Genomic DNA, 23886 nt, shown 5'->3' on the forward strand with positions numbered 1-23886 from the left:
GTCTTTGATATGAGTGAAGCCCTGAACGAGCTTGCGTCCTACCTGCGTGAAACGCGCGGCGCGCTGATTTCCGACGCATCGTTGGCCTATGGCGAACTGACGCTGACGACGACTGCGGCGAACGTCATCGCGCTGCTCACTTTCCTGCGCGACGACGTGCAATGCGCCTTCGTGAACCTCGTCGATGTCTGCGGTGTCGACTGGCCGCAGCGGCCGGATCGCTTCGATGTCGTCTATCACTTGCTGTCGCCGCGCCAGAACCTGCGCGTGCGCGTCAAGGTCTCGACCGGCGAGAACGAGCCGGTGCCGTCGGCGACGCCGGTCTATCCCGGCGCCGATTGGTTCGAGCGGGAAGCCTACGACATGTACGGCATCCTCTTCACCGGCCATCCGGACCTGCGTCGCATCCTGACGGACTACGGTTTCGAAGGGTATCCGCTGCGTAAGGACTTTCCGGTCACCGGTTTCGTCGAGGTCCGTTACGACGACGAAGCCAAGCGCGTCGTCTACGAGCCCGTTGAGCTGAAGCAGGAATTCCGCAACTTCGACTTCCTCTCTCCCTGGGAAGGCACGGACTACGTGCTGCCCGGCGACGAGAAAGCGAAAGCACGGTGAGACTAAGTGGCCCGCGGTAGCCGCCAGCGGCTGCCGTCCGGCCTGGAGCAATCGGTATGACCGAACATAACGTCCGCAACTTCAACATCAACTTTGGTCCGCAGCATCCGGCGGCGCACGGCGTTCTTCGTCTGGTGCTCGAGCTTGATGGCGAAATCGTCGAACGCGTCGATCCGCATATCGGCCTTCTGCATCGCGGCACCGAGAAGCTGATCGAGACCAAGACCTATCTGCAGGCCGTGCCCTATTTCGACCGCCTCGACTACGTGGCGCCGATGAACCAGGAGCACGCTTTCGCGCTCGCGGTCGAGAAGCTGACGGGCACGGAAGTTCCGATCCGCGGCCAGCTCATCCGCGTCCTCTATTCGGAAATCGGCCGCATCCTCTCGCACCTCCTGAACGTCACCACGCAGGCCATGGACGTCGGCGCGCTGACGCCGCCGCTCTGGGGCTTCGAAGAGCGCGAAAAGCTGATGGTGTTCTATGAGCGTGCCTGCGGCGCGCGCATGCACTCGGCCTATTTCCGTCCGGGCGGAGTCCACCAGGACCTGCCGCACGAGCTGGTCGAAGACATCGGCAAATGGATCGATCCGTTCCTGAAGACCGTCGACGATATCGACGAACTCTTGACCGGCAACCGCATCTTCAAGCAGCGCAACGTCGACATCGGCGTCGTCAAGCTCGATGACGCCTGGGCCTGGGGCTTCTCGGGCGTGATGGTGCGCGGCTCGGGCGCCGCCTGGGACCTGCGCCGCTCGCAGCCCTACGAGTGCTACTCAGATCTCGAATTCGATATCCCGATCGGCAAGAACGGCGACTGCTTCGACCGCTATCTGATCCGCATGATCGAGATGCGCCAGTCGGCGCGCATCATGCGCCAGTGCGTCGATCGCCTGCTCGGCGATGCCAAGGTCGGTCCGGTTTCGTCGCTCGACGGCAAGATCGTTCCGCCGAAGCGCGGCGAGATGAAGCGTTCGATGGAAGCGCTGATCCACCACTTCAAGCTTTACACCGAAGGCTATCACGTGCCCGCCGGCGAAGTTTACGCCGCCGTCGAAGCGCCGAAGGGCGAGTTCGGCGTCTATCTCGTCTCCGACGGCACCAACAAGCCCTATCGCTGCAAGATCCGTGCGCCGGGTTACGCACATCTCCAGGCGATGGATTTCCTCTGTCGGGGACACCAGCTTGCCGACGTTTCGGCCGTGCTGGGCTCCCTCGATATCGTGTTCGGTGAGGTAGACCGCTGATGCGTCTCGTGCCCCTGGCCACGCTTGCTCTTCTCGCTTTCGCATCGGCCGCTCCTGCGCAGGAGTCGGTCGACAGCGGCGCGACGTCGGGTGGCATGCGCGGGGGCTCGATGGCCGACCTCGTGGCCAAGGGCTACGAGATCAAGGCCGCGGTCGCCAATGGCGCGCGCTACATCGTATTTTTGCAGAAAGACCAGTCAGCCTATGCCTGCGAATTCGTCTCGGTGACGAAATCGCGGTGCGGTTCGATTAACTGATAAGGTGTCCACTAGAATGTCCGTTCGTCGACTAGCCGAAGACACCGTCCAGCCAGCGAGCTTTGCCTTCAGCAAGGAGAACGCCGCCTGGGCGAAGGAAACGATCAAGAAATACCCCAAGGGTCGTGAGCAGTCCGCCGTCATCCCGCTGTTGATGCGCGCTCAGGATCAGGACGGCTGGGTCACGAAAGCGGCCATCGAGTCGATCGCCGACATGCTCGGCATGGCCTACATCCGCGTGCTCGAAGTTGCGACCTTCTACACCCAGTTCCAGCTTAAGCCGGTCGGCACGCGCGCCCACGTCCAGGTTTGCGGCACGACGCCGTGCATGCTGCGTGGCGCGGAAGACCTGATCAAGGTCTGCAAGAGCAAGATCGCCCACGACCCCTTCACTCTCAACGAGAGCGGCACGCTCTCCTGGGAAGAGGTCGAATGTCAGGGCGCCTGCGTCAACGCACCGATGGTCATGATCTTCAAGGATACTTTCGAAGACCTGACGCCCGAGAAGCTCGAGCAGATCATCGACCGTTTCGAGGCAGGCAAGGGTGCTGAAGTTACCCCCGGTCCGCAGATCGACCGCATCTATTCTGCGCCGGAAGGCGGCCTGACGACGCTGATGACGGCCGACCCGGCTCCGGCGAAGGCTGCGACCAGCGCGGCCAAGAAGGTCAGTGACGGGCCGGCCGTTTCCGTGCCGCCGTCGAATGCCGCCCGTGCCAAGACCGCTTCGGCCGTAACCGACGCTTCGCTGAAGACCCCGGCGACGGCAAAGGCGGAAGCCGCCGCCAACGCCAAGGTCGAAGGCGACACCGTCGACAAGTCGAAGCCGGCCAAGGCTGCCGCCGTTGCCGGCAAGCCTTCGCTGGAGGACAAGAACCGCCCGGCAGGCATCGAAAAGCCGGCGGCCGTCGACGACCTCAAGCTGATCTCCGGCGTTGGTCCGAAGATCGAGGGCACGCTCAACGAACTGGGCATCTACACCTACGCGCAAGTTGCTTCCTGGAAGAAGGCGGAGCGCGAGTGGGTCGACGGATACCTGAATTTCAAGGGCCGCATCGAACGCGACGACTGGGTCAAGCAGGCCAAGGCGCTCGCCAAGGGCGGCGAAGCCGAATACATCAAGGTCTTCGGCAAGAAGCCGCGGTAAAGAGGTGAATTATGCTCAGAGATGAAGACCGCATCTTTACCAACATCTACGGGCTCAAGGACAAGTCCCTGAAGGGCGCCATGGCGCGCGGCCACTGGGACGGCACCAAGCAGTTGCTCGAAAAGGGCCGTGACTGGATCGTCAACGAAGTGAAGGCCTCCGGCCTTCGCGGCCGTGGCGGCGCCGGCTTCCCGACCGGCCTCAAGTGGTCCTTCATGCCGAAGGAAAGCGATGGCCGTCCGCACTATCTCGTCGTCAACGCCGACGAGTCCGAGCCCGGCACCTGCAAGGACCGTGACATCATGCGTCACGATCCGCACACCCTGATCGAAGGCTGCGTCGTCGCCAGCTTCGCCATGGGTGCGCATGTCGCCTATATCTACGTTCGCGGCGAGTTCATCCGTGAGCGCGAGGCGCTGCAGGCGGCGATCGACGAGTGCTACGCCTACGGCCTGCTCGGCAACAACAACAAGCTCGGCTACGACATCGACATTTACGTGCACCATGGTGCCGGCGCCTATATCTGCGGCGAAGAAACCGCGCTGCTCGAAAGCCTCGAAGGCAAGAAGGGCCAGCCGCGCCTGAAGCCGCCGTTCCCGGCCAATATGGGCCTCTATGGCTGCCCGACAACCGTCAACAACGTCGAGTCGATCGCGGTGACCCCCACGATCCTTCGTCGCGGCGCCGGCTGGTACACGGGCTTCGGCCGTCCGAACAACCACGGCACCAAGCTCTATTCGGTTTCCGGTCACGTCAACCGCCCGTGCACGGTCGAAGACGCGATGTCGATTCCGTTCCATGAGCTGATCGAAAAGCACTGTGGGGGCATTCGCGGCGGCTGGGACAACCTGCTCGCGGTCATCCCCGGTGGCTCGTCCGTCCCTTGCGTGCCTGGCGCGCAGATGAAGGACGCGATCATGGACTATGACGGCCTGCGCGAGCTCGGCTCCGGTCTCGGCACCGCCGCCGTCATCGTCATGGACAAGTCGACCGACATCATCAAGGCTATCTGGCGCCTCTCGGCCTTCTACAAGCACGAGAGCTGTGGCCAGTGCACGCCGTGCCGCGAAGGCACCGGCTGGATGATGCGCGTGATGGAGCGCATGGTTCAGGGCCGCGCCCAGAAGCGCGAGATCGACATGCTGTTCGACGTCACCAAACAGGTGGAAGGCCATACGATCTGTGCGCTCGGCGACGCGGCCGCCTGGCCGATCCAGGGTCTGATCAAGCACTTCCGTCCGGAAATGGAAAAGCGCATCGACGAATACACACGCAATGCCTCGCCGCATGGCGCGGTTCTGGAAGCGGCGGAGTAACGGACGATGGCCGGCGCGCGCGGAGAAGGACAGATGAAGGGGCAGGCCGAAACAGGCATTCCGTTCGCACGTCCGCTTGGCGGCGACCCGGCCGATCCGTTCGGTATGGCCGAGTGGATGAAGGGCCTGCCGCAGGTGCCGTTGCACCCGCTGATGGTTCACCCGGCTGCCGCGGTCGCGGCGGCGACCGCGATCGGCTTCGGCCTCACGAGCCACATTGCAGGCGCCATGTTCGGCGCGATGCAGGGTGCGGTCGAGGCGGCTCAGAAGCGGGCGGAACCCGCAGCGTCTGGCGCGACGGCCCCGGTTGTCGCAAAGACGGCGCAAGCCGAAGCGAAGCCGGAACCGGTCGCCAAGCCGTCCGTGGCCGCCAAGCGCGTTGCGGCGAAGCCGGTGGTTGATAAGGCCGCAGTCGAGAAGCCGGTTAAGGCTCGCGCGGCGCGGGCCAAGGCGAAGGCCGCTGACGACCTCAAGCGGATTTCCGGTATCGGCCCGAAGCTTGAGCAGGTGCTGAACGCGAAGGGTATCAGCGGTTTTGCCGACATCGCCGGCTGGAGCGAGGCGGACGTTGCCCGCTTCGATGACGAACTCGGTTTCGGCGGCCGGATCAAGCGGGATGACTGGGTTGGACAGGCCAAGGCGCTGAAAGGCGCGTGAGACAATAGGGGCGGGGACCTGTGACGGTCATCGCCCGCAAGCAGCAAGGCTGTGTTGGAATTGTCCGTCGCCGATGGGCCGATGGACGGAAGACAGGATTGAGTACGAAGATGGCAAAGCTGAAAGTCGACGGAAAAGAGATCGAGGTACCGGATCATTTCACGCTGCTTCAGGCGTGCGAAGAGGCCGGGGCCGAGGTTCCGCGCTTCTGTTTCCACGAGCGGCTTTCGGTCGCCGGCAACTGCCGCATGTGTCTGATCGAGGTGAAGGGAGGGCCGCCGAAGCCCGCCGCCTCCTGCGCCATGGGTGTGCGCGACCTTCGTCCGGGCCCGAACGGCGAAGCGCCGGAAGTCTTCACGACCACGCCGATGGTCAAGAAGGCCCGCGAAGGCGTGATGGAATTCCTGCTGATCAACCATCCGCTCGACTGCCCGATCTGTGACCAGGGCGGCGAATGCGACCTGCAGGACCAGGCGATGGCCTTCGGCATCGACAGTTCGCGCTATCAGGAAAACAAGCGTGCCGTCGAAGACAAGTACATCGGTCCGCTCGTCAAGACCGTGATGAACCGCTGCATCCACTGCACGCGCTGCGTCCGCTTCACCACCGAAGTCGCCGGCATTGCCGAGCTTGGCCTGATCGGCCGCGGCGAAGACGCCGAGATCACCACCTATCTCGAGCAGGCCATGACCTCAGAGCTGCAGGGCAACGTCGTTGACCTCTGCCCGGTCGGCGCGCTGACCTCGAAGCCCTTTGCCTTTACCGCCCGCCCGTGGGAGCTGAACAAGACCGAATCCATCGACGTGATGGACGCGCTGGGTTCGGCGATCCGCGTCGATACCCGCGGCCGCGAAGTCATGCGCATCATGCCGCGCGTCAACGAAGACATCAATGAAGAGTGGATCTCCGACAAGAGCCGCTTCATCTGGGATGGCCTGAAGACGCAGCGTCTCGATCGTCCTTACGTCAAGAAGGATGGCCGTCTGCAGCCGGCGACCTGGGGCGAAGCCTTCCAGGCGATCAAGGCCGCGGTTGCCAAGACCTCCGGCGACAAGATCGGCGCCATTGCCGGCGACCTCGCTTCGGTCGAAGAAATGTACGCGCTGAAGCAACTGATCGCAGCCCTCGGCTCCGAGAGCATTGACTGCCGCCAGGATGGTGCAGCACTCGACCCGTCGCTCGGCCGCGCCAGCTACATCTTCAACCCGACGATCGCCGGCATCGAAAGCGCTGATGCGCTGCTGATCATCGGCTCCAACCCGCGCTTCGAGGCTTCCGTCCTCAACGCCCGTATCCGCAAGCGCTACCGCATGGGCAATTTCCCGATCGCCGTGATCGGCGAGCCCGGTGAACTGCGCTACGAATACGAATATCTCGGCGCCGGCACCGAGACGCTGGCCGAGCTCGTATCCGGCAAGGGCAAGTTCGCCGCAACGCTGAAGAAGGCCCAGCGCCCGATGATCCTCATCGGCCAGGGCGCGATCGCAGGGGAGGGCGGTGCTGCCGTTCTCGCTGCTGCCGCCAAGCTTGCGGGCGCAGTCGGTGCAGTCACCGCCGAGTGGAACGGCTTTGCCGTCCTTCACACGGCCGCTTCCCGCGTCGGTGGTCTCGACCTCGGCTTCGTGCCGGGTGCGAACGGCAAGTCGGCCGCCGAAATGGTTACCGGTTCCGACGTTCTCTTCCTGCTCGGCGCTGATGAGATCGATCTTGCCGCGCGCAAGTCTGGCTTCACCGTCTATATCGGCTCGCACGGCGACAACGGCGCGCATGCCGCCGACGTCATCCTGCCGGGCGCAACCTACACCGAAAAGTCCGGCACCTGGGTCAACACAGAGGGTCGCGTTCAGGTCGGCAACCGCGCCGGCTTCGCTCCGGGCGACGCGCGCGAGGACTGGGCGATCATCCGCGCGCTCTCCGACGTTCTCGGCAAGAAGCTGCCCTTTGATTCGCTTGGCGAATTGCGCTCGAAGCTCTATGCGGCCCACCCGCATTTCGCAGAAGTCGACGCGATCGCGACCGGTAACGGCGACGAAATTGCCGCACTCGGCCAAAAAGCCGGTGAGATGGGCAAATCCGTGTTTGCGTCTCCGGTCAAAGACTTCTATTTGACGAACCCGATAGCGCGCGCATCCGCCGTCATGGCCGAATGCTCGGCTTTGGCACGCAACAATTTCAAAGCTGCGGCGGAATGAGCGCGAGGGAATAGAGTATCATGGACGCTTTCGTTTCGACCTATGTCTGGCCCACGATCATCATGGTCGCCCAGTCGCTGCTGCTCCTGGTCGCGCTGCTGCTTTTCATCGCCTACATCCTGCTCGCCGACCGTAAGATCTGGGCGGCAGTTCAGCTACGCCGTGGTCCGAATGTGGTGGGCCCCTGGGGGCTTTTCCAGTCCTTCGCCGACCTTTTGAAGTTCGTCTTCAAGGAGCCGGTGATTCCGGCCGGCGCCAACAAGGCGATCTTCCTGCTCGCGCCGCTCGTCTCCGTGACGCTGGCGCTCGCCGCCTGGGCGGTCATCCCGCTCAACGCCGGATGGGTGATCGCGAACATCAACGTCGGCATCCTCTTCGTGTTCGCCATATCTTCTCTTGAAGTTTATGGCATCATCATGGGCGGCTGGGCGTCGAACTCCAAGTATCCGTTCCTCGGTGCGCTCCGCTCCGCGGCGCAGATGGTCTCCTACGAAGTCTCGATCGGCTTCGTCATCGTCACCGTGCTGCTCTGCGTCGGCTCGCTGAACCTGACGGACATCGTCAACGCCCAGACCGACGGCATCGGCACGCGCCTCGGCCTCCCGGCGTCCTTCCTCGACTGGCATTGGCTGGCGCTGTTCCCGATGTTCATCGTGTTCTTCATTTCGGCACTCGCCGAAACGAACCGTCCGCCCTTCGACCTGCCGGAAGCAGAATCGGAACTCGTCGCCGGCTTCATGGTCGAGTACGGCTCCACTCCGTACATGATGTTCATGCTCGGCGAATATGCCGCCATTTGCCTGATGTGCGCGCTGACGACGATCCTGTTCCTCGGCGGCTGGCTGCCCCCGGTCGACGTCTGGTTCCTGAACTGGGTCCCCGGCATCATCTGGTTTGTTCTGAAGGCATCCTTCGTGTTCTTCATGTTCGCGATGGTGAAGGCTTTCGTCCCGCGGTATCGCTACGACCAGCTGATGCGTCTCGGCTGGAAGGTCTTCCTGCCGCTTTCCCTTGCAATGGTCGTGATCACTGCATTCGTTCTCAAGCTGACGGGAGCCGCATGACGATGGCTCACGTTTTGCAGCATACCGCCGGCCGCTCCCAGGCCGGCAATTCTGGAGGTAAATGATGGCCGGTCTTTCGCAAGCCGTCAGCTCGCTGTTCCTGAAGGAATTCGTCGGTGCGTTCTTTCTGTCGATGCGCTATTTCTTCAAGCCGAAGGCGACGTTGAACTATCCCTTCGAGAAAGGGCCGGTCAGCCCGCGCTTCCGCGGCGAGCATGCTCTGCGCCGTTATCCGAACGGTGAAGAGCGTTGCATCGCCTGCAAGCTGTGCGAGGCGATCTGTCCTGCACAGGCAATTACGATCGAAGCCGGTCCGCGCCGCAACGACGGCACACGCCGCACGGTGCGCTACGACATCGACATGGTGAAGTGCATCTATTGCGGTTTCTGCCAGGAAGCCTGTCCGGTCGATGCGATCGTCGAAGGCCCGAACTTCGAGTTCGCCACCGAGACGCGCGAAGAGCTTTACTACGACAAGGAAAAGCTGCTCGCCAACGGCGACCGTTGGGAGCGGGAAATCGCACGCAACATCGCAATGGACTCGCCCTATCGCTGAGGCCGGAGCGTAGCGCTGCCCCGGGGAGGGCGGTGCATGTGACAATAGGTTTGGGCAACGGCCGGACGCGTGTCCGGCTTTGCCTGTGGAGTGGAGCCGGAAGCGCTTCACGCCGTGCAAGACGAAAAAGGCACCGATCATGGGTCTGCAGGTTCTTTTTTTCTATCTCTTTGCCTTCATCGCGGTGGCGTCGGCATTTATGGTCATTGCGGCCAGGAACCCGGTTTATTCGGTTCTGTTCCTGATCCTGACCTTCTTTAACTCGGCGGGTCTGTTCCTGCTGACCGGCGCCGAATTCCTCGCGATGATCCTGCTGGTCGTCTATGTCGGTGCGGTCGCGGTGCTCTTCCTGTTCGTCGTCATGATGCTCGACATCGACTTCGCGGAGTTGCGTGCGGGCGTGCTCGAATATGCGCCGATCGGTGCGCTGATCGGCCTGATCCTCGCAGCCGAGCTCATCATCGTCGTCGGCGGCGCAACCTTCTCGCCGGAAGTCGCCAAGGCGATTTCGATGCCGATCCCGGCCGTCACGGAGCGGACGAACACGGCAGCCCTCGGCGACGTGCTCTACACCCACTACGTCTACTTCTTCCAGATCGCCGGCCTCGTGCTGCTCGTCGCCATGATCGGCGCGATCGTGCTGACCCTGCGCCATCGCGAAAACATCAAGCGCCAGAACATCCCGCAGCAGGTTGCCCGTACACCCGAGACCGCCGTTGAAGTGATCACGGTCAAGCCGGGCCAGGGCATCTAAGTCGGACGCGAGATCGAGGAACAAAAAATGGAAATCGGAATTTCCCACTATCTCACCGTCAGCGCCATCCTGTTCACGCTGGGCGTCTTCGGCATCTTCCTGAACCGGAAGAACGTCATCGTCATCCTGATGTCGGTCGAACTCATTCTTCTCGCGGTCAACATCAACATGGTTGCCTTCTCGTCGTTCCTGAACGACATCACGGGCCAGGTCTTCGCCCTGTTCATCCTGACCGTCGCGGCTGCGGAAGCGGCCATTGGACTTGCAATTCTCGTCGTCTTCTACCGCAACCGCGGCTCGATCGCCGTCGAAGACGTCAACATGATGAAGGGCTGATTGGGCTATGGATACCATCATCAAGGCTATCGTCTTCCTGCCTTTGATCGGCTTTCTGATCGCCGGCCTCTTCGGCACTTCGATCGGCGCCAAGGCCTCGGAATATGTCACCAGCGGGCTGATGCTGATTGCGCTCGCTCTGTCGTGGTATGTCTTCTTCGACGTCGCTTTGGGCGAGCAGGAGATGATCAAGGTGTCGGTGCTGCGCTGGATCCAATCCGGCAGCTTCGACGTCGAGTGGGGGTTTCGTGTCGATACGCTGACGGCGGTCATGTTCGTCGTGGTCAACACGGTGTCGACGTTGGTGCATATCTATTCGATCGGATACATGCACCACGATCCGCACCGTCCGCGCTTCTTTGCCTACCTGTCGCTTTTCACCTTCGCGATGCTCATGCTCATCACGTCGGACAACCTGGTGCAGATGTTCTTCGGCTGGGAAGGCGTGGGTCTGGCATCCTACCTGCTGATCGGCTTCTGGTATAAGAAGCCGTCGGCGAATGCCGCGGCGATCAAGGCCTTCATCGTCAACCGCGTCGGTGACTTCGGCTTCTCGCTCGGCATCTTCCTCGTCTTCGTGCTGTTCGGCTCGGTCAACTTCGAGACGATCTTCGCTGCCGCCCAGACCTATCTGCCGGCCGAGGGCGCTGCAGCAGGGGAGGCGGTTGTCACCCTGTTCGGCATGCACCTCGAAAAGGCTGACGCGATCACGGCTGCCTGCCTGCTGCTGTTCATGGGCGCCATGGGCAAGTCGGCACAATTCCTGCTGCACACCTGGCTTCCGGACGCGATGGAGGGCCCGACCCCGGTTTCGGCTCTTATCCATGCCGCAACCATGGTCACCGCCGGCGTCTTCCTCGTCGCCCGCATGTCGCCGCTCTTCGAACTGTCACCGGATGCACTGACCGTCGTCACGATCATCGGTGCGATCACGGCCTTCTTCGCAGCGACTGTCGGTCTCGTTCAGAACGACATCAAGCGCGTCATCGCCTACTCGACCTGTTCGCAGCTCGGCTACATGTTCGTGGCACTGGGCGTCGGCGCCTATGGCGCTGCCATCTTCCACCTATTCACGCACGCCTTCTTCAAGGCGCTGCTGTTCTTGGGGGCCGGTTCGGTCATCCACGCCGTCGATGGCGAGCAGGACATGCGTTATATGGGCGGCCTCAGGCCGCACATTAAAGTCACCTACTGGATGATGTTCATCGGCACGATCGCGCTGACCGGTGTGGGCATTCCGGGCGTTATCGGCACGGCGGGCTTCTACTCGAAGGATGCGATCATCGAGTCGACCTTTGCGTCGCACAGCGCTGTTTCCGGCTTCGCCTTCGCGCTGCTGGTGATCGCTGCACTGTTCACAAGCTTCTATTCGTGGCGCCTCACCTTCATGACATTCCACGGCAAGCCGCGTGCGTCGTCGGATGTCATGCATCACGTCCATGAATCGCCGCAGGTCATGCTGGTTCCACTCTATATTCTGGGCATCGGAGCACTTGCCGCTGGCTATTTCTTCCACGACCACTTCTTCGGCGAGGGCTATGCAGAGTTCTGGAAGGGTGCGCTTTTCACGTCTGCTGAAAACGAAATCCTCCATGAGTACCACCACGTTCCGCTGTGGGTTAAGTGGAGCCCGTTCTGCGCCATGGCGCTCGGCCTCTTCACGGCCTGGTACATGTATATCCGCCGGCCGGAACTGCCGAAGTACCTGGCGGAGCAGCATCGTGGCCTCTACCAGTTCCTGCTGAACAAGTGGTACTTCGACGAGCTTTACGATCTGCTGTTCGTACGCTCGGCCAAGTGGCTCGGCACATTCCTCTGGAAGGAAGGCGATGGCCGCGTGATCGACGGCTACGGCCCGAACGGCGTTGCCGCGCGCGTGCTGAATGTCACTGACCGCGTTGTCCGCCTGCAGACTGGTTACCTCTATCACTACGCGTTCGCGATGCTGATCGGCATTGCCGCGCTCGTTACTTGGATGATGTTCAGGAGTTCCTTCTGATGACCGATTGGCCCGTACTTTCCGCGGTCACCTTCATGCCGCTCGTCGGCGTCCTGCTTCTCTTGCTGACAAGGGAAGACAGCGCTTACGGCCGCCGGAACATCCTGAACGTATCGCTGCTGACGACGATCTTCACGCTCGCCGTGTCGGTCTATATCTGGTACCAGTTCGACGCCTCGAATCCGGGCTTCCAGATGATCGAAAAGCACGAGTGGCTCGGCACCGGCATTTCCTATCATCTCGGCGTCGACGGTATTTCGGTACTTTTCGTCGTGCTTTCGGCCTTCCTCATGCCCTTCTGCGTGCTTGCAAGCTGGTTGACGATCGAGAAGCGGCTCAAGGCATACATGATCGCCTTTCTCGTGCTGGAAACGTTCATGATCGGCGTCTTCGTGTCGCTCGATATCGTGCTCTTCTACGTATTCTTCGAAGCCGGCCTGATCCCGATGTTCATCATCATCGGTGTCTGGGGCGGTAAGGACCGCGTCTACGCCAGCTACAAGTTCTTCCTCTACACGCTGCTCGGCTCGGTGCTGATGCTGCTCGCGATCATGGCGATGTACTGGCAGGCCGGTACGACCGACATCCCGCAGCTGATCGCCTACAACTTCCCGCGCCAGATGCAGACCTGGCTTTGGCTCGCCTTCTTCGCCTCCTTCGCGGTGAAGATGCCGATGTGGCCGGTCCACACCTGGCTTCCGGACGCGCACGTTCAGGCGCCGACCGCTGGCTCGGTCATTCTGGCAGGCATCCTCCTGAAGCTCGGCGGTTACGGCTTCCTGCGCTTCTCGTTGCCGATGTTCCCGCTGGCATCGGACTATTTCGCGCCGTTCGTCTTCACGCTTTCCATCGTCGCCATCATCTACACCTCGCTGGTCGCGATGATGCAGACGGACATCAAGAAGCTGATCGCCTATTCGTCGGTTGCACATATGGGCTACGTGACGATGGGTATCTTCGCCGCCAACACCCAGGGCGTGCAGGGTGCGATCTTCCAGATGCTGTCGCACGGCATCGTCTCCGGCGCGCTCTTCCTCTGCGTCGGCGTCGTTTATGACCGTCTGCACACCCGCGAGATCGTGGCCTATGGCGGCCTGGTCAACAATATGCCGAAATACGCCGTCGCCTTCATGGTCTTCACCATGGCCAACGTCGGCCTTCCGGGAACCTCCGGCTTCGTCGGCGAAGTCCTGACCCTCGTCGGCGCGTTCCGTGCCAACACCTGGGTTGCGCTCTTCGCGACGTCGGGCGTCATCCTCTCGGCCGCCTATGCTCTCTGGCTCTATCGCCGGGTGATCTTCGGTGCGCTGGAAAAGGAAAGCCTGAAGGCGCTGCTCGACCTGTCACCGCGCGAAAAGGCCATTCTTTATCCGCTGGTGATCCTGACGATCTTCTTCGGCGTCTACCCGGCACCGATCTTCGATGCGACCGCGGCTTCCGTGGATCTGCTCGTCAACAACTACTCCGCAGCCCTGCAGGCAGCGCAAAACGTTGCGCTTTCGGTGCAATGACCACAGGACGTGATTGGACATGACTGCTGAAACCCTCCTTGCAAGCCTGCAACTCTCGATCCCCGAGTTGATCCTCGCGGTCGGCGCGATGGCATTGCTGATGATCGGCGTATTTGCCGGCGAAAAGTCGGCTTCGACCGTCACCGGCCTCGCGGTTGCCGTTCTGATCATCGCCGGCCTCTGGCTCGTTCTGAAAACCGGTGAAGGCGAAGCCTATGGCGGCGCCTTCCTGTCGGATCCCTTCGCCAAGTTCATGAAGGTGCTGGCGTTGATCGGTTCGATCACGGCGATGGTGATGACCGTCGGTCACGCGCGTTCCGCCCAGATCGATCGCTTCGAGTTCCCGGTGCTTCTGGTGCTGGCGACGCTCGGCATGCTGTTGATGATCTCGGCCAACGACCTGATCTCGCTCTATCTCTCGCTGGAACTGCAGTCGCTTGCACTCTATGTCGTCGCCGCCATAAACCGCGACAGCGTTCGTTCGACCGAAGCCGGCCTCAAGTACTTCGTGCTCGGTGCGCTTTCTTCAGGCATGCTGCTCTATGGCATGTCGCTGATCTACGGCTTCACCGGTCATACCGGCTTTACCCAGATCGCCGCTGCGCTGACGGCGGAAGGCCGCTCGCTTGGCCTCATCTTTGGTCTCGTCTTCGTGCTCGCCGGTCTCGCCTTCAAGATCTCGGCCGTGCCGTTCCACATGTGGACGCCGGACGTATACGAAGGTGCGCCGACACCGGTCACCGCCTTCTTCGCGGCAGCGCCGAAGGTCGCCGCGATGGCGATCCTTGTGCGCATCGTCATCAACGCCTTCGAGCCCGTCGTTGCTGACTGGCAGCAGATCATAGTCTTCATCTCGATCGCGTCGATGCTGCTCGGCGCCTTCGCGGCGATCGGCCAGAAGAACATCAAGCGCCTGATGGCCTATTCCTCGATCGGTCACATGGGCTACGCACTGGTCGGCCTTGCTGCCGGCTCGATGGCGGGCGTTCGCGGCGTGCTGCTCTACATGCTCATCTACATGGTCATGACGCTCGGCACCTTCGCCTGCATCCTGGCGATGCGGCGCAAGGAAGGCGAAAACGTCGAGAACATCGACGACCTCGCGGGCCTGTCGCAGACGAACCCCTTCATGGCGACCGTACTGACCGTCCTGATGTTCTCGCTCGCCGGCATTCCGCCGATGGCAGGCTTCTTCGGGAAGTACTTCGTCTTCATGGCGGCGATCGAAGCGCAGCTCTATGCACTCGCCATCATCGGCGTGCTCGCATCCGTTGTCGGCGCCTACTATTACCTGCGCGTCATCAAGGTGATGTGGTTCGATGATGCCAAGGGCGAATTTGCCCGTACGGCCGGCGAACTGAAGCTGGTGTTCGGCCTCTCGGGCCTGTTCGTCATCGGATACGTCCTGATCGGCGGTCCGCTTGGAAGCGCTGCCGAGGCCGCGGCGCGGACCTTCTTTTGATCGCCCTTGAAAGCGGTGGCCGGATATCGCCCGACGATTTCCGGCATGTCGCTCTCGATGCGGTCGGATCGACAAACAGCGAATGCCTGGCGCGTGCGCGCCAGGGCGACCCGGGCAATCTCTGGGTCACGGCTGTCAGGCAGACCGGCGGCCGCGGCCGCCGCGGCCGCGCCTGGTTTTCGGAACCAGGCAACCTCTATGCATCGCTTCTCCTGATCGATCCCGCACCAATCGAGCAACTGCATTCTCTGCCGCTTGCCGTTGCCGTCGCCGTGCACCGGGCAATCCGCCAGGTGATGCCGCCGGGTGCGGCACCGGTGGAGATCAAGTGGCCAAACGACATTCTCATCGACGGGAAAAAGACCTGCGGCATCCTGCTCGAGGGGGAGGCGCTTCCGGATGGGCGCCAGGCCTTGGTCATTGGCTGCGGCATCAACATTGCCGTCCAGCCGGACGAGGCCCTCTATCCCGTTACCTCGTTGAGGAAGGAAGGCGCTTCGGTTTCTCCGGATGAACTTTTCGCGCGGCTGTTCGTGACGATGGCGGAGACGCTGTCGCTATGGGAGCGCGGTGCGGGGATTGCAAAGACCATCGAGCAATGGCGGGCAGCCGCCCGCGGCATCGGTGAGACGATTACAGTGAACCTGCCGGACCGATCGCTTTCGGGCCGCTTTGCCGGTATTGATGAGACCGGACGGTTGATGCTCGATACCGGGTCAGGCACGATGCAGGCGATTGCAGCCGGCGATGTATTTTTCGGATAATTTCTAGAACAAGGGCGCATTACAATATGGCGCAGGACGAAGAACTGGTGTTCTTGCCGCTTGGCGGCGTCGGCGAAATCGGCATGAACCTCGGCCTTTACGGCTACGGGCGGCCCGGAAACCGCCAGTGGATGATGGTCGATTGCGGCGTGACGTTCCCGGGGCCCGAGCTTCCCGGCGTCGAACTGGTTTTGCCCGACATCGGGTTTCTCGCCGAGGAACGGCGCAATCTCAAGGCGATCATTATCACCCACGCCCATGAGGACCATTATGGCGGCCTGAACGATTTGTGGCCAGGCCTCAACGTTCCGGTCTATGCCTCGCCGTTCACGGCAGGCATGCTGGAGGCCAAGCGCGATTTCGAAAAGAGCCGCGGCGAAATCCCGGTGACGATCTTCAAGCAGGGCGACCGCATCAATGTCGGCCCGTTCGAGATCGAAGCCGTCGGCGTCAACCATTCGATCCCCGAGCCGATGTCGCTGATCATCCGCACGCCGCTCGGCACCGTCGTTCATACCGGCGACTGGAAGATCGACCTGCATCCATCGCTCGGGCCCCTGACCGACGAAACGCGTTTCCGTCAGATCGGCGATGAAGGCGTGTTGGCGCTCATCTGCGATTCAACCAATGCCATGCGCGACGGCGTTTCGCCGTCGGAACAGGAAGTCTCCGAGAGCCTGTCGAAGATCATCGCCAACGCCGAGGGCCGGGTTGCGATCACCACCTTTTCGTCGAATGTCGGACGCATCCGCTCGATCGCCGAGGCCGCGGAAGAGGCGGGGCGGGATGTCCTCTTGCTCGGCAGCTCGATGCGCCGCGTCGTTGCCGTTGCTCAGGATCTCGGGTTGATGGAAGGCATCAAGCCGTTCCTCGCCGAAGACGAGTTCGGCTACGTGCCACGCGACAAGGTCGTGGTTATCCTGACCGGCAGCCAGGGCGAACCGCGGGCAGCGCTCGCCAAGATCGCGCGCGACGAGATGCGCAACGTTGCTTTCTCCGCCGGCGACACCGTAGTCTTCTCCTCACGCACGATCCCCGGCAACGAGAAGGCGATCAACGACATCAAGAATGGCCTGGTCGAACAGGGCATCCACATCATCACCGACAGTGAAGCCCTGGTGCACGTATCGGGTCACCCCCGCCGTACCGAACTGCAGCAGATGTATCAGTGGCTGCGCCCGCAGATACTTGTCCCGGTTCATGGCGAAGCTGCGCATCTGACGGCCCATGCCGAGCTCGGGCAGCAGTCGGGCATTGCCAGTGTTCCGCGCCTTCGGAACGGCGAAATGCTGCGCCTTGCCCCCGGCCCGGCCGAGGTCATCGACGAAGCGCCGCATGGCCGCATCTACAAGGACGGCAACCTCATCGGCGATTTTGAAGAAATGGGCATCGGCGAGCGCCGCAAGCTCTCTTTCGCCGGACACGTCGCCGTCAACGTCGTTCTCGACGGTCGCTACGATTTCCTCGGCGACCCGGATATCGTTGCGATCGGTCTCCCGGAGTTCGATGACGAGGGTGAAGACATGGAGGACACCCTCTATGACGCAATCCTCGGTGCGGTCGAGAGTATTCCGCGGGCAAAGCGCAAGGACCTGGCAATGTTGCAGGAGGCGGTTCGCCGGGCCGTTCGCAGCACAGCCAACCAGACCTGGGGCAAGAAGCCGATTGTAACGGTGTTTGTCACCAAAGTCTGATTGGCGGTCGTCCAGCGGCGATGTAAGCGGGACCGGTAAAGGACGTCATAGCGGGAGGATCGCAATGCTCGGAAGAGTGAACCATATCGCCATCGCCGTGCCGGATCTTGGCTCCGCCGTCGAAAGCTACCGCTCGACGCTCGGTGCATCCGTCACCGAGCCGCAGGCGTTGCCGGAACACGGCGTAACCGTCGTGTTCGTCACGCTGGCCAACACCAAGGTCGAGCTTCTGGAGCCGCTCGGCGAAGGCTCGCCGATCGCTGCCTTCCTGGCGAAGAACCCTTCGGGTGGAATGCACCACATCTGCTACGAAGTGGAGAACATCCTCGCGGCGCGTGACGCGCTGCGGGCGGCCGGGGCTCGGGTTCTGGGAGACGGGGAGCCGAAAATCGGCGCGCATGGCAAGCCGGTGCTTTTCCTGCACCCCAAGGATTTCCAGGGTACGCTGATCGAACTCGAAGAGGTGTGACAGTTGACCGCGCGATGCACGTTTGTCTGATCGGGCAGGCGGCGCTATAAGGCGGACAGAATGTCGCGGAAGTCGCGGCGAAATGGCCTTTGGCCGTTACGTCGATTGCCTTCACCGGGAGCCGGAAATGCCGCTGTTTTCAACTTTTGCCATCTACTTCATCATCTGGTGGATCACGCTGTTTGCCGTTCTCCCCTTGGGAGTGCGCACGCAGGCGGAAGAAAACAGCGTCGTCCCGGGAAGCGTCGAAAGCGCGCCGGCCAAGTTCAATGCGAAACGGGTCGTGCTTTTGACCACCGCCATCTCCGCCGTCATCCAGATCGCCTGGTATGTCGTCTCGGTCAAACTTGGCTACGGCATCGATTCCATTCCGCGGTTTTACCCGAAATTCTATTGAGAGTTTCCGCGGGAGCGGATGGGCTGAGCGGAGCCGCAGGGCGAGCGAAGATTTTTCAGGATATCGAGGCTGGATTGCGGCGTCGCGATGACGTCCGGCGCGACGCTGTGGCCGGAACCAGAGCAATCACGGGGTTGACTGTCGCCAAATTGACATAGTTCAATTCTTGCTGCTGCTTCGTGATCGCGCTGGATCGCGTAAAGCAAAAAAAAACAAGGCTGAAAGCCTTGTTTTCAAGTTTCGCGTGATCTTTCATCCGTTGCCGGCGGCAGCGACTAAGCGCGCCTAAGATCTTATCCTCCCAAGACTTGACCGCGAAAGTCGGCAAGAATTTAGTCTTCATGCCTGTTTTGTGAGCCGAAATTAGCCCAAACATTAAGCTGTGTCATCCTGTTTTTTTGCATTTTTGCTACAGTTGGGTAAAATATTCCCGTTGACAATTCCTGTCGTAATCTTGTTACTAGCGTGCTCTTTTGACGCAGGCTTTGCTGGTCCTTCCCCCTCAAAATCAGCGGCTCCGATCTTTCCAGCGATGGTCTGAGAGCAGGGTTTTCTTCCGCCTGCGAAGCAGCTATGAACGCAAGGCTCCTAAAGGTTCACGCTGGCTTTGCCGGCGATGGATAATGGAGAGCTCGACCCCCGAGAAGCGACGGTCGCCCTTGCCAGTCTATCGGCAAAGAAGGCACCGGAGTTCAACGTCATTTCGCCCGAATCCGCCGATAGTGCGACGTTCATCAAGTTCTGGAACCCGTCATGCGCCTGTCCCGCTTTTTCATGCCCATCCTGAAGGAAAATCCTAAGGAAGCGGAAATCGTTTCCCACCGCCTCATGCTCCGTACGGGCATGATCCGGCAGCAGTCCTCGGGCATCTATACCTGGCTGCCACTGGGCAAGCGCGTCCTCGACAAGGTCAATGCCATCATCCGCGAGGAGCAGAACCGCTCGGGCGCGATCGAACTGTTGATGCCGACGCTGCAGTCCGCAGAGCTCTGGCAGGAAAGCGGCCGCTACGACGCCTACGGCAAGGAGATGCTGCGCATCAAGGATCGCCAGGATCGCCCGATGCTCTACGGTCCGACGAACGAGGAAATGATCACGGACGTCTTCCGCTCCTACGTGAAGTCCTACCGCGATCTGCCGCTCAACCTCTACCACATCCAATTGAAGTTCCGTGACGAGATCCGCCCGCGCTTCGGCACCATGCGCTCGCGCGAGTTCCTGATGAAGGACGCCTATTCCTTCGACCTCGACCGGGAGGGGGCCGAACACGCCTACAACCGCATGTTCGCCGCTTACCTGCGCACCTTCGCGCGCATGGGCCTCCGCGCCATTCCGATGCGTGCCGATACCGGCCCGATCGGCGGCAATCTGAGCCACGAATTCATCATCCTCGCCGACACCGGCGAATCCGAAGTCTTCTGCCACAAGGATTTCCTCGGCTTCGATATCCCCGGCGAAGAAACCAACTTCGATGATGTCGCCGGCCTCAAGGCGATCTTCGACAAGTGGACGTCGCGCTACGCGGCGACATCGGAAATGCACGATGAGGCAGCCTTCGATGCGATTGCCGAGGGCGATCGCATGTCGGCGCGCGGCATCGAAGTCGGCCATATCTTCTATTTCGGTACCAAGTATTCCGAAGCCATGGGCGCCAAGGTTCTCGGCCCCGACGGCAAGGAGCACGCCGTGCACATGGGATCCTACGGCATCGGGCCGACCCGCCTCGTGCCGGCGATCATCGAAGCCTCGCACGACGACAACGGCATCATCTGGCCGAAGTCGATCGCGCCGTTCGACGGCGTCATCATCAACATGAAAGCGGGCGACGCCGCTTGCGACGGAGCCTGCGAGACGCTCTACTCCGAACTCGGCAAGGCAGGATTCGATGCTCTGCTCGACGACACGGACGACCGCGCCGGTGCGAAGTTCGCGACGGCTGACCTGATCGGGGTTCCGGTTCAGATCATCGTCGGTCCGCGTTCGGTCGCCAACGGCGAAGTCGAGGTCAAGGATCGCAAGACCGGCGAGCGCGAGACGATGACCGTGGAAGCTGCGATCAACAAGCTGATCGCAACGAAGTAATGAGGCGAGGGAAGGCAGGATGACCGCCGTGGTGCAAGATCAGGTGCAGGCCGCAGCGCAGCCTGAAAAGTCCTCCAGCCGTCCCTTTTCCGCCTTCGAGCGCATGGTAGCCTGGCGCTACCTGCGCTCCAGGCGCAAGGAGGCCTTCATCTCGGTCATCGCCGGCTTCTCCTTCATCGGCATCATGCTCGGCGTCGCGACGCTGATCATCGTGATGGCGGTGATGAATGGGTTCCGCACCGAGCTCATCTCCCGCATTCTCGGCATCAACGGTCATATGATCGTCCAGCCGATCGACGGACCGCTCAACAATTATGCGGAACTGGCGACCAAGTTCTCGGGTGTCAAGGGCGTCACCATGGCGATCCCGTTGGTCGAGGGCCAGGTCCTGGCCCAGGGCGTCGGCGATAGTTCCACTGGCGCCCTGGTGCGCGGCATCCGCGCCGACGATCTCAGCAAGATGAAGTCGGTTTCCGACCACATCCAGTCCGGCGACATGGTGGGCTTTGCCTCCGGCTCCGGCGTGGCGATCGGCTCGCGCATGGCCGAGCAACTCGGCATCCGCGTCGGCGGAACGATCACGCTGACCTCGCCCAATGGTGACGTGACGCCGCTCGGCATGAACCCGCGTGTCAAGGCCTATACCGTCTCGGCGATCTACGAGATCGGCATGTCGGAATACGACTCGACGATCATCTTCATGCCGCTCGAAGAGGCGCAGCTCTTCTTCAACGCGGAGGGGCTTGCGCAGTCGATCGAGATCTTCGTCGAGCATCCGGATGTCGTCGACGAACTGCGCCAACCGATCGAGGATGCCGCGGGACGGCAGATCTTCATCACCGACTGGCGTGATCGCAACAAGACCTTCTTCTCGGCGCTCGAGGTCGAACGCAACGTGATGTTCATGATCCTGACGCTGATCGTGCTGGTCGCGGCGCTGAACATCATCTCGGGCCTGATCATGCTGGTGAAGGACAAGGGCAGCGACATCGCGATTCTCAGAACGATGGGCGCAACTTCGAGCTCGGTGATGCGCATCTTCTTCATGACCGGGGCGGCGATCGGCGTGGCGGGAACGATCGCCGGCGTGGCGCTCGGCGTCGTCGTCTGCCTCAACATCGAATCCATCCGGCAGTTCTTCTCCTGGATCTCGGGAACCACACTCTTCAGTCCGGAACTCTATTTCCTGAGCCAGCTCCCGGCCGATATGAATGCCGATGAGACCGTGCTCGTCGTCGTTATGGCACTCACGCTTTCCTTCCTCGCCACGATCTTCCCGGCCTGGCGTGCCTCGCGCCTCGATCCGGTGCAGGCCCTGCGTTACGAATGACAAGGACATCAACTGAATGAATGCGCGCGTGGCACTGCAGCTTTCCGGCGTCGAGCGACACTACGGGGAAGGCGAAACGTACCTGCCCATCCTCAAGGGTGCGGATTTTACGTTGAGAAGCGGCGAGACGGTTGCGCTGGTCGCGCCTTCGGGAACCGGAAAATCGACGCTTCTGCACGTCGCCGGCCTCTTGGAGCGCCCCGATGGCGGCGAGGTGCTCGTCAACGGCGTCTCCTGTGGTGGGCTCGACGACGATCGGCGCACGGCGATCCGCCGGAACGAGATCGGCTTCGTCTATCAGTTTCACCACCTGCTTCCCGAATTCTCGGCACTCGAGAACATCATGATGCCGCAGCTGATCGCCGGCCTGCCCAGGGCTGAGGCCGCCGATCGGGCAAGGGCGCTGCTCGACTACATGCGCATCGGTCACCGCGCCGACCATCGCCCGGCGGAACTTTCCGGCGGCGAGCAACAGCGCGTCGCGATTGCGCGTGCCGTCGCCAATGTGCCGCTCGTGCTTCTTGCGGACGAGCCGACGGGCAATCTCGACCCGGAAACCGCCGGCTATGTCTTCGAAGCGCTGGAGGCGCTGGCGCGCCAGTCGGGCCTTGCTGCCCTGATCGCGACGCACAATCATGAGCTTGCCGGCTTGATGGACCGCCGTGTGACGATCGAGGACGGCAAGGTTGTCGAGATGAACTGACCGCGTGGCGGCCGGCCTGTTGATCGTCAGTTGCCTCGCGCTGTCTTTCACCTGTACAGGACAAGCGGGCTCAGCCCGCGTCTTTAGGTTGCCCGGAGCGTCTGCCCTGAGGCTCGATGGACGCGCGTCTTCTGCCCTTGCTCTTAACGCCTGATCAGACCGCCGCGATAGTCGAGTTCGTAAGCTTCCTCGCCATCGACGAAGATGACTTCGTGGCCGGAAAAATGTGCGGTGTCACCACGGCTACTATCGATATAGTAGCCATGCGCATGCCGAAACTCCATGCCGCCGAGGAAGTGCCGCTTTTCCTGATACATCGCCTGCAGCGCAGCCTTGATGACAAGCCCGGCCTTCTCTCCATCGATGAGATCGGGGCGGATGATGCGGCCGAAGTAGTTCATTGCCCAGCGGGGTTCCTCCCCCTGCCAGACGGTCTCCTGTCCGGCAAAGTCAGTCCCACCGAAATAGCTGTCGAGATAGCGCCAGCGATCACGTTCGTAACCGATGTCGTGGGAGCCCGGACGCGAAGAAGCACGCATCATGCCGCCGCCCACATAGGCATTGGCTTTGGCCTCTACGATGAAGTCCGTGAGTCCCTTGAGTTCGGTCATGATCGTTCCCTATCTGTTCCGAACTCAAGATGCCGCAATGCACGAGAGCTGTAAAGAACATAAAGGGAACGAATGGCTGGTTATTGAATGCCGCAAGCCTTCTGCCCGCGATCGTCGTGCCAGTCCTTGAGGAGGACGAGTTCGCCTTTCACGGCAATGGGCTTGTCGTTGGCCTTGCCCTTGCCCGTCAGCACGTTGAGGTCGCATTGGGCGGTGTTGTCGGGGGCGAGCGTATCGTAGGACGAGTAGGTGTAACCTGCGACCACGAAGTCGAAGTTGCGGTATGCCACCGTCAATTTCTGTTCCCAGCGGTCACGGCCTATGGCGTCGTTGTGGCTGGTGATGATCAACGAACCGTTCGGCAACGCCTCGACCGAAGGCGCTTGCCCGGCAAGATCGAACTGACCCCAAATCTTGTTCGGGATGACCGACTTCAAACCGAGCGCGCCGTTGTCGCCTGTGAGGTAAACATAGACGCCGTTGTCGTCGTCGCTGCCCTCGGCGGGCCGCACGATCAGGGCGAGATCCGTATCTCCGTCCTTATCCCAGTCGCCGGTTGCGGCGGAGACAATCCGGGCAGGGTCGATCGTTTCCGTCGCGGAGGCGACCGCCGGAAACAGGAACAGCAAGAGTAGAATCAGGCGTGCATGCATGTCGAAACGCTCCGCTTGGTTGTTCCTCTTGATAGGCGGGCGGGGCGCGTTCCTCAAGCGGCTTCCTTAC

Annotated in this window: 24 protein-coding genes; 21 read left to right on the forward strand and 3 right to left on the reverse strand. The window is 61.6% G+C overall.

Annotated features, from left to right (window positions below; translation table 11 throughout):
• Window positions 1-9 precede the first annotated feature (9 nt).
• From BHMPCIPO_RS07500 to BHMPCIPO_RS07585, 18 genes are all read left to right on the forward strand, one after another.
• On the forward strand, window positions 10-615 hold the full coding sequence (locus tag BHMPCIPO_RS07500; RefSeq protein WP_173516175.1) for an NADH-quinone oxidoreductase subunit C: 606 nt from the start codon (window positions 10-12) through the stop codon (window positions 613-615).
• Window positions 616-671: 56 nt separating this feature from the next.
• On the forward strand, window positions 672-1862 hold the full coding sequence (locus BHMPCIPO_RS07505; protein ID WP_173516176.1) for an NADH-quinone oxidoreductase subunit D: 1191 nt from the start codon (window positions 672-674) through the stop codon (window positions 1860-1862).
• Complete coding sequence (locus BHMPCIPO_RS07510) at window positions 1862-2119, forward strand: hypothetical protein (protein ID WP_173516177.1); 258 nt, start codon at window positions 1862-1864, stop codon at window positions 2117-2119. Before BHMPCIPO_RS07505 ends, BHMPCIPO_RS07510 begins: the two co-directional genes overlap by 1 nt.
• Window positions 2120-2135: 16 nt before the next feature.
• On the forward strand, window positions 2136-3266 hold the full coding sequence (locus tag BHMPCIPO_RS07515) for an NADH-quinone oxidoreductase subunit E (protein WP_173516178.1): 1131 nt from the start codon (window positions 2136-2138) through the stop codon (window positions 3264-3266).
• 11 nt (window positions 3267-3277) lie between these two features.
• Window positions 3278-4582, forward strand: a complete 1305-nt coding sequence (nuoF, locus tag BHMPCIPO_RS07520; protein WP_173516179.1) for an NADH-quinone oxidoreductase subunit NuoF — start codon at window positions 3278-3280, stop codon at window positions 4580-4582.
• Between the two features lie 6 nt (window positions 4583-4588).
• A complete protein-coding gene (locus tag BHMPCIPO_RS07525) occupies window positions 4589-5239 on the forward strand; it encodes a helix-hairpin-helix domain-containing protein (RefSeq protein WP_173516180.1) in 651 nt (216 codons plus the stop codon).
• Window positions 5240-5349: 110 nt separating this feature from the next.
• Entirely contained in the window at window positions 5350-7431 is a 2082-nt protein-coding gene (nuoG, locus tag BHMPCIPO_RS07530; RefSeq protein WP_173516181.1) for an NADH-quinone oxidoreductase subunit NuoG, read from the forward strand.
• Between the two features lie 20 nt (window positions 7432-7451).
• Window positions 7452-8495 (forward strand): NADH-quinone oxidoreductase subunit NuoH, encoded by a 1044-nt coding sequence (nuoH, locus tag BHMPCIPO_RS07535; RefSeq protein ID WP_173516182.1) that lies wholly within the window; start codon window positions 7452-7454, stop codon window positions 8493-8495.
• Window positions 8496-8559: 64 nt separating this feature from the next.
• Window positions 8560-9051 carry an NADH-quinone oxidoreductase subunit NuoI gene (nuoI, locus tag BHMPCIPO_RS07540; protein WP_173516183.1) on the forward strand — a complete coding sequence of 164 codons (492 nt, stop codon included), beginning with the start codon at window positions 8560-8562 and terminating at the stop codon, window positions 9049-9051.
• Between the two features lie 139 nt (window positions 9052-9190).
• On the forward strand, window positions 9191-9805 hold the full coding sequence (locus tag BHMPCIPO_RS07545) for an NADH-quinone oxidoreductase subunit J (protein WP_173516184.1): 615 nt from the start codon (window positions 9191-9193) through the stop codon (window positions 9803-9805).
• 27 nt (window positions 9806-9832) lie between these two features.
• Window positions 9833-10141 carry an NADH-quinone oxidoreductase subunit NuoK gene (nuoK, locus tag BHMPCIPO_RS07550; RefSeq protein ID WP_025426592.1) on the forward strand — a complete coding sequence of 103 codons (309 nt, stop codon included), beginning with the start codon at window positions 9833-9835 and terminating at the stop codon, window positions 10139-10141.
• Between the two features lie 7 nt (window positions 10142-10148).
• On the forward strand, window positions 10149-12140 hold the full coding sequence (gene nuoL / locus BHMPCIPO_RS07555) for an NADH-quinone oxidoreductase subunit L (RefSeq protein WP_173516185.1): 1992 nt from the start codon (window positions 10149-10151) through the stop codon (window positions 12138-12140).
• Entirely contained in the window at window positions 12140-13651 is a 1512-nt protein-coding gene (locus tag BHMPCIPO_RS07560; protein WP_173516186.1) for an NADH-quinone oxidoreductase subunit M, read from the forward strand. The genes nuoL and BHMPCIPO_RS07560 overlap by 1 nt, the downstream gene beginning before the upstream one ends.
• Window positions 13652-13670: 19 nt before the next feature.
• The gene (nuoN, locus tag BHMPCIPO_RS07565; protein ID WP_173516187.1) at window positions 13671-15113 is read left to right on the forward strand and encodes an NADH-quinone oxidoreductase subunit NuoN; all 1443 of its coding nucleotides are present in this window, start codon (window positions 13671-13673) and stop codon (window positions 15111-15113) included.
• Window positions 15113-15877 (forward strand): biotin--[acetyl-CoA-carboxylase] ligase, encoded by a 765-nt coding sequence (locus tag BHMPCIPO_RS07570; protein ID WP_173518112.1) that lies wholly within the window; start codon window positions 15113-15115, stop codon window positions 15875-15877. Before nuoN ends, BHMPCIPO_RS07570 begins: the two co-directional genes overlap by 1 nt.
• A gap of 26 nt (window positions 15878-15903) precedes the next feature.
• Window positions 15904-17571, forward strand: a complete 1668-nt coding sequence (locus tag BHMPCIPO_RS07575) for a ribonuclease J (RefSeq protein WP_173516188.1) — start codon at window positions 15904-15906, stop codon at window positions 17569-17571.
• 64 nt (window positions 17572-17635) lie between these two features.
• On the forward strand, window positions 17636-18040 hold the full coding sequence (gene mce, locus BHMPCIPO_RS07580; protein ID WP_173516189.1) for a methylmalonyl-CoA epimerase: 405 nt from the start codon (window positions 17636-17638) through the stop codon (window positions 18038-18040).
• A gap of 127 nt (window positions 18041-18167) precedes the next feature.
• Window positions 18168-18437 (forward strand): DUF1467 family protein, encoded by a 270-nt coding sequence (locus BHMPCIPO_RS07585; protein ID WP_173516190.1) that lies wholly within the window; start codon window positions 18168-18170, stop codon window positions 18435-18437.
• A gap of 55 nt (window positions 18438-18492) precedes the next feature.
• On the opposite strand, the gene BHMPCIPO_RS32550 is transcribed toward BHMPCIPO_RS07585, so the two are convergent.
• Window positions 18493-18780 (reverse strand): hypothetical protein, encoded by a 288-nt coding sequence (locus tag BHMPCIPO_RS32550; RefSeq protein ID WP_210266601.1) that lies wholly within the window; start codon window positions 18778-18780, stop codon window positions 18493-18495.
• Window positions 18781-19190: 410 nt separating this feature from the next.
• On the opposite strand from BHMPCIPO_RS32550, the gene proS reads away from it, so the two are divergent.
• Genes proS through BHMPCIPO_RS07600 form a run of 3 tightly spaced genes read left to right on the forward strand, consistent with a single transcriptional unit; the run spans window position 19191 to window position 22552 of the window.
• Window positions 19191-20519, forward strand: coding sequence for a proline--tRNA ligase (gene proS / locus BHMPCIPO_RS07590; protein ID WP_173516191.1), 1329 nt, complete (start codon window positions 19191-19193; stop codon window positions 20517-20519).
• Window positions 20520-20538: 19 nt separating this feature from the next.
• Entirely contained in the window at window positions 20539-21849 is a 1311-nt protein-coding gene (locus tag BHMPCIPO_RS07595; RefSeq protein ID WP_173516192.1) for a lipoprotein-releasing ABC transporter permease subunit, read from the forward strand.
• 16 nt (window positions 21850-21865) lie between these two features.
• The gene (locus BHMPCIPO_RS07600) at window positions 21866-22552 is read left to right on the forward strand and encodes an ABC transporter ATP-binding protein (protein ID WP_173516193.1); all 687 of its coding nucleotides are present in this window, start codon (window positions 21866-21868) and stop codon (window positions 22550-22552) included.
• A 143-nt stretch (window positions 22553-22695) separates the two neighbouring features.
• Here the strand turns inward: BHMPCIPO_RS07600 and BHMPCIPO_RS07605 are convergent, their stop codons facing one another.
• Window positions 22696-23163 (reverse strand): DUF5680 domain-containing protein, encoded by a 468-nt coding sequence (locus BHMPCIPO_RS07605; RefSeq protein WP_173516194.1) that lies wholly within the window; start codon window positions 23161-23163, stop codon window positions 22696-22698.
• An 80-nt stretch (window positions 23164-23243) separates the two neighbouring features.
• Entirely contained in the window at window positions 23244-23816 is a 573-nt protein-coding gene (locus tag BHMPCIPO_RS07610; RefSeq protein WP_173516195.1) for an FG-GAP repeat protein, read from the reverse strand.
• Between the last annotated feature and the right edge of the window lie 70 nt (window positions 23817-23886).

The organism is Ensifer sesbaniae, assembly GCF_013283665.1.
Classification (GTDB): Bacteria; Pseudomonadota; Alphaproteobacteria; order Rhizobiales; family Rhizobiaceae; genus Ensifer; species Ensifer sesbaniae.